Source organism: Methylobacterium sp. Leaf123 (assembly GCF_001423405.1).
Classification (GTDB): Bacteria; Pseudomonadota; Alphaproteobacteria; order Rhizobiales; family Beijerinckiaceae; genus Methylobacterium.
The window spans coordinates 65,548-80,497 of the sequence record NZ_LMNS01000002.1 but is presented as its reverse complement, the minus strand read 5'-3'; the positions used below and the strand labels follow the sequence as shown (position 1 = coordinate 80,497).

17 protein-coding genes are annotated in these 14,950 nt (G+C 69.2%); 5 read left to right on the top strand and 12 right to left on the bottom strand.

Features of this window, described 5'->3' with window-relative positions:
• Positions 1–72 precede the first annotated feature (72 nt).
• The 3 genes from ASF53_RS03920 (at position 73) to ASF53_RS03910 (ending at position 3,784) form a co-directional block, all read left to right on the top strand.
• A complete protein-coding gene (locus ASF53_RS03920) occupies positions 73–1,929 on the top strand; it encodes an ABC transporter ATP-binding protein (RefSeq protein ID WP_056194163.1) in 1,857 nt (618 codons plus the stop codon).
• 24 nt (positions 1,930–1,953) lie between these two features.
• Positions 1,954–3,372 carry an MATE family efflux transporter gene (locus tag ASF53_RS03915; RefSeq protein WP_056194159.1) on the top strand — a complete coding sequence of 473 codons (1,419 nt, stop codon included), beginning with the start codon at positions 1,954–1,956 and terminating at the stop codon, positions 3,370–3,372.
• A 64-nt stretch (positions 3,373–3,436) separates the two neighbouring features.
• Positions 3,437–3,784, top strand: a complete 348-nt coding sequence (locus tag ASF53_RS03910) for a DUF3140 domain-containing protein (protein WP_056194155.1) — start codon at positions 3,437–3,439, stop codon at positions 3,782–3,784.
• A 15-nt stretch (positions 3,785–3,799) separates the two neighbouring features.
• On the opposite strand, the gene mtnA is transcribed toward ASF53_RS03910, so the two are convergent.
• From mtnA to ASF53_RS03870, 8 genes are all read right to left on the bottom strand, one after another.
• On the bottom strand, positions 3,800–4,891 hold the full coding sequence (mtnA, locus tag ASF53_RS03905; RefSeq protein WP_056194152.1) for an S-methyl-5-thioribose-1-phosphate isomerase: 1,092 nt from the start codon (positions 4,889–4,891) through the stop codon (positions 3,800–3,802).
• A 67-nt stretch (positions 4,892–4,958) separates the two neighbouring features.
• Positions 4,959–5,153, bottom strand: a complete 195-nt coding sequence (locus tag ASF53_RS03900; RefSeq protein ID WP_056194150.1) for a type II toxin-antitoxin system HicA family toxin — start codon at positions 5,151–5,153, stop codon at positions 4,959–4,961.
• 85 nt (positions 5,154–5,238) lie between these two features.
• Positions 5,239–5,466 (bottom strand): DUF1902 domain-containing protein, encoded by a 228-nt coding sequence (locus ASF53_RS03895; RefSeq protein ID WP_056194147.1) that lies wholly within the window; start codon positions 5,464–5,466, stop codon positions 5,239–5,241.
• Positions 5,467–5,541: 75 nt separating this feature from the next.
• The gene (locus ASF53_RS03890; protein ID WP_056194144.1) at positions 5,542–5,745 is read right to left on the bottom strand and encodes a DUF1902 domain-containing protein; all 204 of its coding nucleotides are present in this window, start codon (positions 5,743–5,745) and stop codon (positions 5,542–5,544) included.
• A gap of 124 nt (positions 5,746–5,869) precedes the next feature.
• Positions 5,870–7,492 carry a phosphoglycerate dehydrogenase gene (gene serA / locus ASF53_RS03885; RefSeq protein WP_056194141.1) on the bottom strand — a complete coding sequence of 541 codons (1,623 nt, stop codon included), beginning with the start codon at positions 7,490–7,492 and terminating at the stop codon, positions 5,870–5,872.
• A gap of 159 nt (positions 7,493–7,651) precedes the next feature.
• Positions 7,652–8,827, bottom strand: coding sequence for a phosphoserine transaminase (locus tag ASF53_RS03880; protein WP_056194138.1), 1,176 nt, complete (start codon positions 8,825–8,827; stop codon positions 7,652–7,654).
• Positions 8,828–9,081: 254 nt separating this feature from the next.
• Positions 9,082–9,804, bottom strand: coding sequence for a tRNA (guanosine(37)-N1)-methyltransferase TrmD (trmD, locus tag ASF53_RS03875; protein ID WP_056194135.1), 723 nt, complete (start codon positions 9,802–9,804; stop codon positions 9,082–9,084).
• Between the two features lie 72 nt (positions 9,805–9,876).
• Positions 9,877–10,179 (bottom strand): hypothetical protein, encoded by a 303-nt coding sequence (locus ASF53_RS03870; protein ID WP_056194133.1) that lies wholly within the window; start codon positions 10,177–10,179, stop codon positions 9,877–9,879.
• Between the two features lie 109 nt (positions 10,180–10,288).
• Between ASF53_RS03870 and ASF53_RS03865 the strand changes: the two genes are divergently transcribed.
• Positions 10,289–11,020, top strand: a complete 732-nt coding sequence (locus ASF53_RS03865) for a class I SAM-dependent methyltransferase (RefSeq protein WP_056194390.1) — start codon at positions 10,289–10,291, stop codon at positions 11,018–11,020.
• A 68-nt stretch (positions 11,021–11,088) separates the two neighbouring features.
• Entirely contained in the window at positions 11,089–11,883 is a 795-nt protein-coding gene (locus ASF53_RS03860) for a bestrophin-like domain (RefSeq protein ID WP_056194128.1), read from the top strand.
• On the opposite strand, the gene rimM is transcribed toward ASF53_RS03860, so the two are convergent.
• The 4 genes from rimM to ffh form a co-directional block, all read right to left on the bottom strand.
• Positions 11,884–12,555: a ribosome maturation factor RimM gene (gene rimM, locus ASF53_RS03855; protein WP_056194124.1), complete on the bottom strand. Its 672-nt coding sequence runs from the start codon at positions 12,553–12,555 to the stop codon at positions 11,884–11,886. It lies immediately after the preceding gene.
• Positions 12,556–12,680: 125 nt separating this feature from the next.
• Positions 12,681–13,043: a 30S ribosomal protein S16 gene (rpsP, locus tag ASF53_RS03850; protein WP_012452566.1), complete on the bottom strand. Its 363-nt coding sequence runs from the start codon at positions 13,041–13,043 to the stop codon at positions 12,681–12,683.
• Positions 13,043–13,390, bottom strand: coding sequence for a chorismate mutase (locus tag ASF53_RS03845; RefSeq protein WP_056194122.1), 348 nt, complete (start codon positions 13,388–13,390; stop codon positions 13,043–13,045). Before ASF53_RS03845 ends, rpsP begins: the two co-directional genes overlap by 1 nt.
• Positions 13,387–14,949, bottom strand: a complete 1,563-nt coding sequence (gene ffh, locus ASF53_RS03840; protein ID WP_056194118.1) for a signal recognition particle protein — start codon at positions 14,947–14,949, stop codon at positions 13,387–13,389. Before ffh ends, ASF53_RS03845 begins: the two co-directional genes overlap by 4 nt.
• Position 14,950: the final 1 nt, after the last annotated feature.

The window sequence follows — 14,950 nt, the reverse complement described above, 5'->3', positions numbered from 1 at the left end:
ATGGGCGCGGGGTTGGCCCGGCGTCAAGGAGGCTTACCTGAGCCTCTCATTCCTCACGTGGTCCCAAAACGCATGTTCCTCGATTGGCTCGAGCGCCGCATCGATCCGTTCGCGCCCTTCGATGACCGGCGCGTGCCGCCGAAGACGGTGCTCGGCTTTGCGGGTTTTTATCTGCGGCCGATCCGCTTCGCGCTGCTGGCCCTGTTCGTCATCGCCGTGGTGGCGGGCGGCATCGAGGCGTCGCTCTATCTGCTGATGCGCTGGTTCATCGACCTGATGAACGCGGCCGACCGCACCACCGTGCTGAGCGACAACGCCGTGCCGCTGACGCTCGCCGCGCTGCTCCTCCTCGTGGTGCGCCCGCTGGCGGCCTTCCTGCACGAACTGGCCTCGAACCAGCTCATCGTGCCGCAATCGACCAACCAGATCCGCTGGCGCACCCACCTCTACACGCTGGGCCACTCGCTCTCGTACTTCCAAGCGGATTTCGCCGGGCGGCTCGCCAACCGCACGGTGCAGGTCGGGCCGGCGGTGCGCGAACTCGCCGTCGTGTTCATCGACACGCTGCTCTACGTGGCGATCTACGCGGTGACTGCGATCGGGCTGTTCTCCTCGATCTCCGGCTGGCTGGCACTGCCTGTCGTCGTCTGGGTCCTGGCCTATGCCGGGCTGACGGCGTGGTTCGTGCCGCGCGCCCGCAAGCGCTCGCACCTCACCGCCGAGACCCGCTCGACCCTGATCGGCCGGGTGGTCGACAGCTACACCAACATTATGACCGTGAAGCTGTTCGCCCGTGACCGCGAGGAGCGCGCCACCGTGCGCGATGCGGTCGATACCCACACCCGCGCCTATCTCCACCAGTTCCGGCTGACCACTCTCACGACGAGCCTGCTGGCGGGGCTCAACAGCCTGCTCCTGTTCGCCACCGCTGCCGTCTGCTTCGCGCTGTGGCAGCGCGGTGCGCTGACGACCGGCGAAGCCTCGGCCGGCCTCGCGCTGATCCTGCGGCTGATGGCGATGTCGGGCTGGGTGATGCAGACCGTGCGCGGGGTGTTCGAGAATGTCGGCGTGATCCAGGAGAGCATGCAGACCATCGCCCGTCCGCACGGCCTCACCGACGCGCCCGATGCCAAGACGCTGCAGGTCACCGGCGGCGACATCCGCTTCGAGAACGTGGATTTCCACTACGGACGGGGCGATGCCAGCATCATCGAGGACCTGTCCTTCCATATCCGCCCCGGCGAGAAGGTCGGGCTCGTCGGCGTCAGCGGTGCGGGCAAGAGCACCATCACCGCGCTGCTCTTGCGCCTGCACGATGTCGAGGGTGGTCGCATCCTGATCGATGGCCAGGACATCGCCGGGGTGACGCAGGATTCCCTGCGCGAAGCCATCGCCATGGTCAGCCAGGACACCTCGCTGCTGCACCGCTCGATCCGCGACAATATCGGCTACGGCCGCCCGGGTGCCACCGATGCCGAGATCGAGCAGGCGGCGCGGCTGGCGCACGCCCACGACTTCATCCTCGACCTCGTGGACCACAAGGGCCGGCGCGGCTACGACGCGCATGTCGGCGAGCGCGGGGTGAAGCTCTCGGGCGGCCAGCGCCAGCGCATCGCGATCGCCCGCGTCATCCTCAAGGATGCACCGATCCTGATCCTCGACGAGGCGACGAGCGCCCTCGACAGCCAGGTCGAGGCGGCGATCCAAGAAGCGCTCGACACGCTGATGGGCGACAAGACCGTTCTGGCCATCGCCCATCGGCTCTCGACCATCGCCGCACTCGACCGGCTGATCGTGATCGACAGCGGTCGGATCGTGGAGGAGGGCACCCACGCCGAACTCATCCGCCGGGGCGGGCTCTACGCCGACCTGTGGCGGCGCCAGTCCGGCGGCTTCCTGGGGGATCGGGCTGAGGCTCCGGCCTCCTGAGCGAACGAACGGAGCTGAGAACACGTGACGTCTTCACCGAGCCTCGCGGCCAGCGACCTTCGCCGGCCGCCGGCCTCGCCCTGGCTCGACGAGCTGCGCGCGACGCTGAAGCTGTCGGCGCCGCTCGTCCTCATCAACCTTGCCCAGCATGGGCTGGTCGCCTCGAACGCGGTGCTGCTCGGCCGGCTCGGCGCCGAGCCCATCGCCGCGGGTGCGCTCGCCACCAGCCTCTATCTGCTGCTGTTCATCGGCGGCATCGGCCTCACCTCCAGCGTCGCCCCCCTCGTTGCGGAGGCCGTCGGACGGGCGGCGGGCGCGGGGGCGGACGAGGTGCGGCGCACGGTTCGGGCCGGCCTGTGGGTCGGCTTCCTCGTGACCCTCGCGCTGATGCCGGGGCTCTGGTTCACAGAAGGCCTGCTGATCGCGCTCCATCAGGACCCGGCCGTCGCCCACGAGGCCGGCGCCTATATGCGGGTGCTGCAATGGTGGATGTTCCCGGCCCTCGCCTTCATGGTGCTCAAGGGCGCGCTCGCCGCGCTCCAGCGCCCGGGGCCGCCGCTCGCCGTGAGCCTCGCCGCGCTTCCGCTCAACATCGCGCTCGGGGCCTTCTTCGCCTTCGGCCCGCCGGACCTCGGCATCGTCGGCGTGGCGCTCGGCACCGTGATCACCGAGTTCCTGGCGATCGCCGCCCTGGTCGCGGTGATCCGGTTCGATCGGGGTCTGCATCGCCACCGGATGTTCGCCCGCCTCTGGCGCTTCGACGCCGAGCGCCTCGCCCGCGTCGTGCGGGTCGGCCTGCCGATGGGCGTGGCGGGCATCGCCGAGGCCGGTTTGTTCGAGGCGGCCACGGTGGCGATGGGCACCTTCGGCACGCTGCCGCTCGCCGCCCACGCGATCACGCTGCAGATCGCGGCGACCTGCTTCATGGTGCCCAACGGCATCGGGCAGGCGGCAACGGTGCGGGTCGGCCGCGCCTATGGTGCCGCCGACCGAGCCGGTCTGAGTCGCGCGGGGGCCGTCGCGCTCTGGCTCGGCTTCGGCTTCATGGTGGCCTGCGCGCTGGTTCAGCTTTTGGCCCCGCACACTCTCATCGGCCTGTTCCTCGATGCCGAGGCACCGGGCGCGGCACAGGTCTATCCCGTGGCCGCCGGCTTCCTGATCTTCTCGGCCCTGTTCGCGATCTCGGACGGCGTGCAGTCCGTGGCGCTCGGCGCTTTGCGCGGCTTGCAGGACACCAAGGTGCCGATGCTGATCGCGCTGTTCGGCTATTGGGGCATCGGCGTGCCGCTCGGGGCGGCGCTCGCCTGGGGCACCGGCATGGGCGGGCGCGGCATCTGGGCGGGCTTCTGCGCCGGCCTTCTCTTCGTCTCGATCGCGCTGGTGATGCGCTGGCGGCGGCTGAGCGCCCGTCGCCCGCGCGTCGCAAGCGCGCAGGCGGCGTGAGGCCGGAACCGCGTCCGAAACGCCGCCGTTCCCGCCCGACGACACCGGGAGGACGAGGGGCGCCATGGCCGACAAGGACGATCACGAGGCGATCTGGAAGGACTTCAAGGGCGCGGTGAACATGACCGCCTCGGCCCTCGAAAAATTTCTGGAAACCGACGAGAGCCAATCGGTCGGCCAGAAGAAGGATGGCGGCGAGGCCACGGGCCACAAGGAGGGCCGGCGCATCGTCGAGATCCTTCACAAGAAGAAGGCCGACCTCAGCGACGACGATTACGCTCATATGAAGAAGGTGGTGGGTTACGTGAACCGCCACCTCAAACAGGGCGGGCCGGAGGACAAGTCCAAGATCGAGGATTCACCCTGGCGGCTGTCGCTGATGAACTGGGGCCACGATCCGCTGAAGGATTGAGGCCCTGTTCGTCCGTCAGGCGGCCCGGCGCCGCTCCGGATAGAGCCTGGTCAGGCCTGCCTCGGAGGCATCGCAGACGCCGCGCTCGGTGATGATGCCGGTCACTAGGCGGGCGGGGGTCACGTCGAAGGCCGGGTTGGCCACCGGGCTTCCCGGCGAGACCACGGCGATTGTGGCGAAGGCGCCCTCGTCGGTGCGGCCGGTGAGATGGGTGACCTCGCGGGCGTCGCGCTCCTCGATCGGGATGTCGCGCACCCCGTCGGACAGGGTCCAGTCGATCGTCGAGAACGGCAGCGCCGCGTAGAACGGGATGCGGTTGTCGGTGGCCGCCAGCGCCTTAAGATAGGTGCCGATCTTGTTGCACACGTCGCCCGACGCTGTGGTGCGGTCCGAGCCAACGATGCAGAGATCGACTTGCCCGTGCTGCATCAGGTGGCCGCCGGCATTGTCGGCGATGACGGTGTGCGGCACGCCGTGGGCGTTCAGCTCGAAGGCCGTGAGCGCCGCGCCCTGGTTGCGCGGCCGGGTCTCGTCGACGAAGACGTGGACCGGCACGCCGGCATCGTGCGCGACGTAGATCGGCGCCAGCGCCGTGCCCCAATCGACGGTGGCGAGCCAGCCGGCGTTGCAATGGGTTAGCACGTTGACCGGCCCACCCTTCTTCGCGGCGATCTCGGACAGGATTTTGGCGCCGTGCTCGCCGATGGCGCGGCAACTCGCGACATCCTCGTCGGCGATGGAGGCGGCCTCGGTGAAGGCCAGCGCCGCGCGCGCCGCTTCCGGGGCGCGGCGCAGCACGGAAGCCATCCGGTCGAGCGCCCAGCGCAGGTTGATCGCGGTCGGCCGCGTGGCGGCAAGCGTCGCCGAAGCCCGCTCGATCCCCGCCTCGCTCGCATCCTGCCTCATGGCCAGCGCCATGCCGTAGGCGGCGGTGACGCCGATCAACGGCGCGCCGCGCACCACCATGGTGCGGATCGCCACCGCGGCGTCGTCCAGGTTCGCCAGCCGCTTGAGTTCGAAGGCGAAGGGCAGCCGGGTCTGGTCGATGACGGTGACGTCATCGCCGTCGAGGAAGATGGTGCGGTAGGGGCGGCCGTCGATCTTCATGGGGTGCTCGTGCGATATGTTCAGGCGGAGCCGTTCCGAGGCATACGTCTGGAAGATCGGTGACGGATCAGAAGGCCTTGGGCAAGCCGGCTTGCTTCAGGATGCCGTTGGCGGTGTGCCGCGATTTGATCGCACCGTCCACGATGACCTTCTTACCTGTCTCGTCGTTTCGCCAGACCTCGTGATCTCCGCGACCGCTCCTCAAAAATGCATAGCCTTGCTGACGCAACAGCTTTTTCAAAGCTGGAGTGTAGTCGGTCACCTGTCACTGCCCTCACAAACCTTGGTTTGTCCGTTAATGGCACAGGTGGCGCGACGGTGCGTCAACGCTGGCGCAAGCCGTTCGATTAGGCAGCTTGCACCCGTACGCGATCGTGGGCGTAAGCGATCAGATCAACCTCGATATCCATCGCGGTCTCCACCTCGAGCAGATCTTGGATCATCCCCGGCAGTTTGCGGCGGAGAGCTTCCAAAGTGTCCGCCTCGGTGACGAGGCCCGGCACGTCAGATTCCTGCACGAACCACACGTCCGCCTCATCGTCCCAAGCACAGCGTACGACAATGTGCCGGTTCATCGCAGCTTCCTCATGATCGATCAGAGGATGACTGCGCGAAGCGCATCACGCAATCCCTCCGATCAGCTGTGGCTCTTATCGCTGCACCCGTTCGACGTAGATGTCGATATAGGCGCTGTCGTCGAGGCCGAGCAGATCGCGGATCATGCCCGGCAGCTTGCACAGCAGGGCCGGCATGGTCGGTGCCTCGGTGGCGAGGCCCGGCACCGGCGAGTCGTGCACGAAGAAGACGCCGGCCGCCTCGTCCCAGGCACAGCGAACGGTCAATTTGCGGTCCATCGCGCGATCCTCATGCTCAGGGGAGAGGGGGGACGGCGCGGGAAGCGCCGTGCCGTCGTTGTGAAGGGGGCGGTCGGGGGCCTCCGCCGGGGCCTTGCTGGCCTCAGCCGGGGGCTTGCCGGCCTCAGAAGCGTACGGGGCGGACACGCTTCACCTGTGGGATCGCTTCGATCGCCTTCAGAACCTCGGGAGAGACTTCGGCATCGACCGCCACGAAGGCGATGGCGTTGCCGCCCTCGGCCTCGCGGCCCATCGCGAAGGTCGCGAGGTTGACGCCGGCCTCGCCGAGCACGGTGCCGAAGCTGCCGACGAAGCCCGGCCTGTCGTGGTTGCGCACGTAGAGCATCAGCGGCGCGAAGGGGGCATCGATGTTGATGCCGCGGATCTCGATGACGCGCGGCTTGCCGTCGTTGAAGACGGTGCCGGCGGCGTCGCGCGGCAAGTCCTCCGCATCGACGGTGATGCGCACCACCGATTCGTAGTCGCTGGCCCCGCCCTCGCGCTTGATCTCGTCGATGACAATGCCGCGATCCCGCGCGATCACGGGAGCCGAGACCATGTTCACGTCCTGCAGGATCGGGCGCAGCACGCCGGTCACCGCCGCCGAGGTCAGCGCCCGGGTGTTCATGCCGGCCACGGCGCCCTCGTAGGTGATGCGGATGCCCTTGATCGGGGCTTCCGTGAGCTGGCCCAGGAACGAGCCGAGTTTCTCGCACAGAGCCACGAACGGCTTGAGGCGGGGTGCTTCCTCGGCCGAGATCGAGGGGAAGTTGATCGCGTTGGTGATGGCGCCGCTGAGCAGGTAGTCGGTCATTTGCTCGGCGATCTGGAGCGCGACGTTCTCCTGCGCCTCGGAGGTCGCGGCGCCGAGATGCGGCGTGCAGATCACGTTCGGGTGGCCGAAGAGCGGGTTCTCGGTTGCCGGCTCGGTCACGAACACGTCGAGGGCGGCGCCCGCGACATGGCCGGACTCGAGGGCGGCCCGGAGGGCGGTCTCGTCCACGAGCCCGCCGCGGGCGCAGTTGACGATGCGCACGCCGCGCTTGGTCTTGGCGAGGTTCTCTTCCGAGAGGATGTTGCGGGTCTTGTCGGTGAGCGGCACGTGCAGGGTGATGATGTCGGCCCGCGCCAGCAACTCGTCGAGTTCGACCTTCTCGACGCCGATCTCGACGGCGCGCTCCGGCGTCAGGAAGGGATCGTAGGCGACGACCTTCAGCTTGAGCCCGATCGCCCGGTCGGCGACCACGGCGCCGACATTGCCGCAGCCGACGACGCCGAGCGTCTTGGCCGTCAGCTCGACGCCCATGAAGCGGTTCTTCTCCCACTTGCCGGCCTGGGTGGAGGCGTCCGCCGCCGGAATCTGGCGGGCGAGGGCGAAGATCAGGGCGATGGCGTGCTCGGCGGTGGTGATGGAGTTGCCGAACGGCGTGTTCATCACGATCACGCCCTTGGCGGTCGCGGCCGGCACATCGATGTTGTCGACGCCGATGCCGGCGCGGCCGACCACCTTCAGCCGGGTGGCTGCGGCGAGCAGCTTGCCCGTCACCTTGGTGGCGGAGCGGATCGCGAGGCCGTCATACTGGCCGATGATGGCGGCCAGGGCTTCCTTGTCCTTGCCGAGGCCGGGCTGGAAATCGACCTCGATGCCGCGATCGCGGAAGATCTGGACGGCGGCGTCGGACAGGGCGTCGGAGACGAGGACTTTCGGCTTGGTGGTGGCGGGCTTGTTGGCAGCAAGCTTGGGCATGGAAGCACCTCGCGTCGGGCAGGCGCGCAGGATCGCTCGCGGGTTCGCGAGACGTGTCCGGCCGGCGCCGTGCGCGGACAAAAGACCGGCGGATCGCTAGGAGCGCGTCGATAAGCAAATGGCCGGTCTCGCGACCGGCCATCCTGACGTCTCAGACCCTCAGGCTGCCGTGGCGGCGAGCGCCGCCTTTTCCTGGGCGAAGGCCCAGTCGAGCCAGGGGGTGAGCGCCGTGAGGTCGGAGGCCTCGACGGTGGCCCCGCACCAGATGCGCAGGCCGGCGGGTGCGTCGCGGTAAGCGCCGAAGTCGTAGGCGACGCCTTCCTTCTCCAGCCGCGTGACCAGGGCGGCGGCGAACGCCTTCACCGCGGCATCGCCCTTGGCGAGCACATCCGAGTCGGTGATCACGAGGCAGACGCCGGTATTCGAGTAGGTCGCCGGGTCCGCCGCGAGATGGCCGATCCAGGGGGTGCGCGCCACCCAGTCGTGGATCACCCGCGCATTGGCGTCCGCCCGCGCATGGAGCGCGTCGAGGCCGCCGATGCTCTGCGCCCATTTCAGGGTGTCGATGTAATCCTCGACCGCGAGCATGGAGGGCGTGTTGATGGTCTCGCCCTTGAAGATGCCCTCGATCAGCTTGCCGCCCTTGGTCAGGCGGAACACCTTCGGGATCGGCCAAGCCGGCGTGTGGCTCTCGAGGCGCGCGACGGCGCGCGGCGAGAGGATCAGCATGCCGTGCGCGGCTTCGCCGCCCATCACCTTCTGCCAGGAATAGGTGACGACATCGAGCTTGTCCCACGGCAGCGGCATCGCGAAGGCGGCCGAGGTCGCGTCGCAGATCGTGACGCCCTCGCGGTCGTCGGCGATCCAGTCGGCATGCGGAACCTTCACGCCGGCGGTGGTGCCGTTCCAGGTGAAGACGATGTCGTTGTTCTTCGTGTCGATCGCGTCGAGCTTCGGCAGGATGCCGTGCTCGCCGATATGCACCTTCGGATCGATCCGGAGTTCCTTGAGCGCGTCGGTGACCCATTCGGCGCCGAAGGAATCCCAGGCCATGACCTCGACCGCCTTCGGGCCGAGCATCGACCACATCGCCATCTCGACGGCGCCGGTATCGGAGCCGGGGACGATGCCGATACGGTAATCGGCGGGGATGCGCAGAACCTTGCGGGTCAGCTCGATGGCTTCGGCGAGCTTCGCCTTGCCGATGGCCGAGCGGTGCGAGCGGCCGAGCGCTGCGCCGGAAAGGGCATCGAGACTCCAGCCCGGACGCTTGGTCGTGGGGCCGGACGAGAAATTAGGCACGCGCGGACGCGCGGCGGGCATTGGAGCCGTCATGTCATCCATCCTTCCAGATGGTTGCCTCCCGTTGGGGGGAGGTGTCCCGTTGCCGGAGATGACGGATCACGCGCCGCAATGCAAGCGGCTCTTCTCACATTCGACGCGGTGTGTGCTGCCGATGACAGAACCCTCGTTCATCTGCCGGAAGAACAGCCGCGTAAAGGAGGCCTCCGAGTGCCGGTCGCCAAGCGCCCGCTACGCTACCGTGCCCGGAGCGGCGGCGATCGGTGATCGGCGTGTCGTGAGGCGGTTCACGGCTTGTCCTGCGCCAGAAGGTCGGGCCGGCGCGCCTGCGTCAGTGCGCGGCTGCGCTCGGACCGCCAGCGGGCGATGGCGGCGTGGTTGCCGCCCATCAGCACGTCCGGGATCGTCCGGCCCTCCCATTCTCGGGGCCGGGTGTAGTGCGGGTATTCGAGCAGGCCGCCCTCGAAACTCTCCTCGACGCCCGAGGCGTGCTTGCCCATCACGCCGGGTAGTAGGCGCACGCAGGCATCGATGAGCACCAGGGCCGCGATCTCGCCGCCCGAGAGCACGTAATCGCCGATCGAGACCTCCTCCAATTCACGCGCCTCGATCACACGCTCGTCCACGCCCTCGAAGCGGCCGCAGACGATGATGGCGCCCGGCCCCTCGGCCAGCGCCCGCACGCGGTTCTGCGTCAGCGGTTTTCCGCGCGGGGACATGAGGAGGCGGGGGCGGGGATCATCCGCCGGTGCCGCGGCGTCGATGGCGGCGCCGAGCACGTCGCAGCGCAGCACCATCCCGGCCCCGCCGCCGGCCGGCGTGTCGTCCACGTTGCGGTGGCGGCCGAGCCCGTACTCGCGGATCTGACGTGGCTCCAGGCTCCACGTCCCCCGGCCCAGCGCGTCCCCCGACAGCGATTGGCCCAGGGGCCCCGGAAACATCTCCGGGTAGAGGGTCAGGACGGTGGCCCGCCAGGGGGCCGCCGTGCCGGGGAGGATGGGTTCGCTCATGCCGCTTGATGGCGGCGCAGGGCGGGCCGGTCAACGGAGGTGGCCTGCCGAAGCCCCGTTACGAAGCGGCGATCAGCGCCGGGCCATCGGCGCCCGCCGCTTCGGTACGGAATTCCGATGGCTCTTGAGCCGCCGCTGCGAGCGTGGGCGGATGCGGCGCTCGGCCGGCTCCATGCCGGGCTCGGCATAGGGCTCGGCGGAATAGCCGGAGGGCCGGTTCACCGTGGAGAGGCCGAACGTATCCGGCGAGCCCATGGGAAGGCCGACCGTCGCGCCGGGCATGCCCTGCGCCAGGGCGAGGCTCGCCGGGAGGAGCGTCAGCGCCAGGGCGGCGGAGGCCGCGAGGATCGAGCGGCGAAGAATCGGGTTGTGCATGGGGCTCTCGTTCGCGCCTGGGTTCGGACCTGCTTCGATTGAACGGGGAAGGTTCGCGAAGGTTCGCCCGGGCGGGTGCGTTCCGCGCATTTGTGCGTTGGAAGCCGGCATGATCCGTTTTGCCGCCGCCCTCGTTCTCCTGTCGCTTCCGGCCATCGCGGCCGAGCCTCTCGCGCCTCCCGGCGCGCCGGCCGAGCGATTCCCGAGGCCGGATCGCCCGGTCGCCGAGATCGTCGCGCCGCAATGGGCGCATGAGCGGGAGCGGGACAAGGCCGACGAAGTGGGGCAGGTCGCCCGCCTGATGCGGATCGCCCTCGGCGAGACGGTGGCCGATATCGGCGCGGGCAGCGGCTACTACGTGTTCCGCCTGAGCCCCCGCGTGGGCCCGCAGGGGCGCATCCTCGCGCAGGACATCACGCCGGATTATCTCGCCGATCTGGAGCGGCGGCTCGCGGAATCGGGATTGTCCAACGTCACCGTGGTGCGCGGCGAGGCGCACGACCCGCGCCTGCCGCCCGGCGCGGTCGATGCGGCGGTGCTGGTCCACATGTACCACGAGATCGCCCAGCCCTTCGGCCTGCTCTGGAACCTCGCCGCCGCGATGAAGCCCGGCGGCCGGGTCGGGATCGTCGATGCCGACGCGATCCCCTCGCGCCACGGCACGCCGCCCAAGCTCCTGCGCTGCGAACTCGCAGCGGTCGGCTACCGCGAGGTGTCGATGACGCGGCTGAAGGGCGGTGTCGGCTATCTCGCCGTCTTCGAGGCGCCCGCAACCGAACGGCGGCCGGCATCGGAGACGATCCGGCCCTGCCGGGACGAGGCCACACGCGAGAAGCGCTGAGCGGTCTTTACCGAATCGGAGGGGTTGGCCGGCCCTGCTACGGGCCCGTCCTCGAAACCCGTTCGGCAATGATCCTCGACCTCTGGCTCGACCAACCCGTCTGGTTGATGTTCACCCTCCTCTCGGGCGTCTTCCTGGCGATCTGTCTGCTGTTGAGCCTGCTCACGATCCTGCCGTGGACGCGGGCGGGGATGCGCCTGCTCGCGACCGGAATCGTGCCGCCCTATATCGGCGTGATCGCGGTGCTGCTCGCGCTGCTGACGGGCTTTGTCGCCAACGATGCCTGGGAGCGCCAGCGGCAGGCCAGCCGCGTGGTCCAGGCCGAGCGGTCGCACGCGCTCGCGGTCTATGATCTCAGCATCGCCTCGGCGCCGGACATGAGCGGCTTGCGCACTTCGCTATTCGCCTATCTCGATGCCGTCGTGAAGGAGGAATGGCCGTCCATGGCTGCGGACGGCGCCTCGGCTCCGGCGGTCGGCCAAGCACTCGGGCGCCTGCTCCAGACCGCGGCCGACCCGCGCACGGCCCCGGAGGCGGGCGAGGCGACCTATGCGGCCCTGCTCGATGCGGTGATGCAGCTCCGTTCAGCCCGCAGCGAGCGCCTCGCGATCAGCGCCGCGCGCAGCGACGAGAGCAAGTGGCTGACGCTGTTCGTGCTCGCCGTCCTGACGCTGACCGCGATCGCCCTCGTCCATTGCGAGCGCCCGTTCGCACAGGCGACGACGCTCGTGCTGTTCTCCGCGGCGATGGTGACGACGCTGGGCGTGATCGCCCTGCACGAGCGGCCCTTCGACGGGCCGCTGGCGCTGTCGTCCGAACCGATCCGCCTCGCCCGCACCGTGATGGCGGCGGGCGGACGCTGATCAGCCCGGATCGTCGTCGGGCTTCGGCCCCGGCGGGGCGAACAGATCGTCGGGCGGGTCGGCGACGACCTTTCCGCCGGCGATGTCGAGGCTCGGCACGAAGGCCTTGGTGAAGGGCAGGAGCGCGGTCGGGCCGCCGGCCGCCGGGCGGATTTCGAGCAGATCGCCGCCGCCGAAATTCGGCACCGCCACGATGGAGCCGATCACCGTGCCGGCACTGTCCTCGACGGTGAGGCCGATCAGGTCGGTGAGGAAGAATTCGTCCTCGCCCTCCACCTCGCCCAGACGCTCGCGGGCGATGGAGAGGGTGACGCGGTTGAGCGCTTCGGCGCCGCTGCGGTCGTTCACGCCCTTCACCCGCACGATCAGCAGGTCGGGGGAGCTGCCGCCGGCGGGGCGGACATTGGCGAGTTCGAGGGTGCGCCCGTCGGAGGCGTGCAACGGGCCGTAGCCCGCGATCGCCAGGGGCTCGCTGGTATGGGATTTCAGCCGGACTTCGCCGTGCAGCCCGTGCGGCCGGCCGAACTCGCCGAGCAGGACGAGTCCCGGATCGGGGGAGGCGGGCGGGGTGGGCGCGGGGGCGTGCGGCTTACGGGCCGAGGTGACGGCCTCCGCAGGGAGACGGTCGGACCGCGCAGGTCCGCGCGATGAGGATCCGGGGCGGCGGGCCATGCAGTCTGCCTGTCTCGATCGGTCAAATGTCCCGCCCCGGACCAAGCCGGGTCCGCCCGGCTCGGGCGAACCGTGGCGGATCCCGGGCAAGCCCGGGATCCGTCGTGGGGGAGGGACGGCCTGGCTTACGCCGCGGCGTCTTCGGCCGGGGCGGCAGCCTTCTCGGCGCGCTTGGCGGCGCGCTCCTTGGACTTCTCGCCCGGCTCGGCCTTCTGCGGGTTGTTGCGGGCCGGGCGCTTGGCGAGGCCGGCGGCGTCGAGGAAGCGCAGGACGCGGTCGGTCGGCTGCGCGCCCTTGGCGAGCCAGGACTGGATCTTCTCGTTGTCGAGCACGATGCGGGCCGGATCGTCCTTGGCCTTCATCGGGTCGTAGGCGCCGACCTTGTCGATGAAGCGGCCGTCGCGCGGGGCGCGGGCGTCGGCGACGACGATGCGGTAGTACGGGCGCTTCTTGGCGCCGCCGCGGGTGAGACGGATCTTGAGGGACATCAGTCGTTCCTTTCGGTGTCGGGGTTCGTTGCGGTGTTGTGATCGACGCTTTCGGCGATCGTCCGGTGGTGCCGAATGACTTCCTTGACCACGAAGGCGAGGAATTTCTCGGCGAAATCGGGGTCGAGCTTGGCTTCGACCGCGAGATTTCTCAGGCGCTTGACCTGACGCGCCTCCCGATCCGGATCGGAGGGAGGCAGACCCTTGCGGGCCTTCAACTCGCCCACCCGCTGCGTGCAGCGGAAGCGTTCGGCGAGCAGATGGATGAGCGCGGCATCGAAGTTGTCGATGCTCTCGCGCAGGCCTGCCAGCTCGGGATCGATCCCCTGTGCGGACAAGACCGTCATTTCTTCTTCCCCGGCAGGAAGCCGCCCAGGCCCGGTATCTTGGGCCCGCCCAAGCCCGGCAGGCCCGGCATCTTGCCAGCCCCGAGCCCCGCCGGCATCGGCGGCAGCTTGCCGCCGAACTGCTTCTCGATCTCGGCGATCTGCTCCGGCGTCGGCTCCGGCATGCCCGGCGGCAGCTTCATGCCGCCCGGCAAACCGCCCGGCATGCCGCCGCCCAGCCCGAACATGTTGCCGAGCGCCTGGCCGATGCCGCCGCGCTTGCCCGAGCCCATCGCCTTCATCATGTCGGCCATGGTCCGGTGCATCTTGAGGAGCTTGTTGATCTCCTCGACCTTGACGCCGGCACCCGCCGCGATGCGCTTCTTGCGGCTGTTCTTGAGAAGGTCGGGATTCTTGCGCTCGCCCGGCGTCATCGAGGAGATGATGGCGCGCTGGCGCTTGAACATCTTCTCGTCGAGGTTGGCGCCCTCGACCTGCTTCTTCATCTGCCCCATGCCGGGCAGCATCCCCATCAGGCCGCCGATCCCGCCCATCTTCTCCATCTGGGCGAGCTGCATCGACAGGTCTTCGAGGTCGAACTTGCCCTTCCGCATCTTCTCGGCGGTGCGCAGGGCCTGTTCGTGGTCGATGGTCTCGGCCGCCTTCTCGACGAGCGAGACGATGTCGCCCATGCCGAGGATGCGGTTGGCCACCCGCTGCGGGTGGAATTCCTCCAGCGCATCGACCTTCTCGCCGACGCCGACGAGTTTGATCGGCTTGCCCGTGACCGCGCGCATGGAGAGCGCCGCGCCGCCGCGGGAATCGCCGTCCATGCGGGTCAGCACGATGCCGGTGACGCCGAGGCGCTCGTCGAAGGCGCGCGCGGTGTTCACCGCGTCCTGGCCGGTGAGCGCATCGGCCACCAGCAGCACTTCGTGGGGTTTCGTCGCCGCCTTGACCTCGGCGGCTTCGTTCATCAGGCCCTCGTCGACCGTGGTGCGGCCGGCGGTGTCGAGCATCACCACGTCGAAGCCACCGAGGCGGGCGGCTTCCATGGCGCGTTTGGCGATCTGCACCGCCGACTGGCCGGCGACGATCGGCAGGCTCTCGACCTCGACCTGCTTAGCGAGCACCGCCAGCTGCTCCATCGCCGCGGGACGCCGCGTGTCGAGGGAGGCGAGCAGCACCCGGCGCTTGTCGCGCTGGTTCAGCCGCCGGGCAATCTTGGCCGTGGTGGTCGTCTTACCCGAGCCCTGAAGGCCGACCATGAGGATGGCGACGGGGGCCGGGGCGTTGAGATCGACGACGCTTGCATCGGTGCCGAGCATCTCGATGAGTTCGTCGTTGACGATCTTCACGACCATCTGGCCGGGCGTCACCGACTTGAGGACGACGGCGCCCACCGCCTTCTCGCGCACCTTGTCGGTGAACGAGCGCACCACCTCCAGCGCCACATCGGCTTCGAGAAGCGCGCGGCGCACCTCGCGCATGGCGGCGGTGACGTCGGCTTCGGTCAACGCGCCGCGGCGCGTCAGGCCGGAGAGGATCCCGGAAAGGCGGTCGGAAAGGCCTTCGAACATG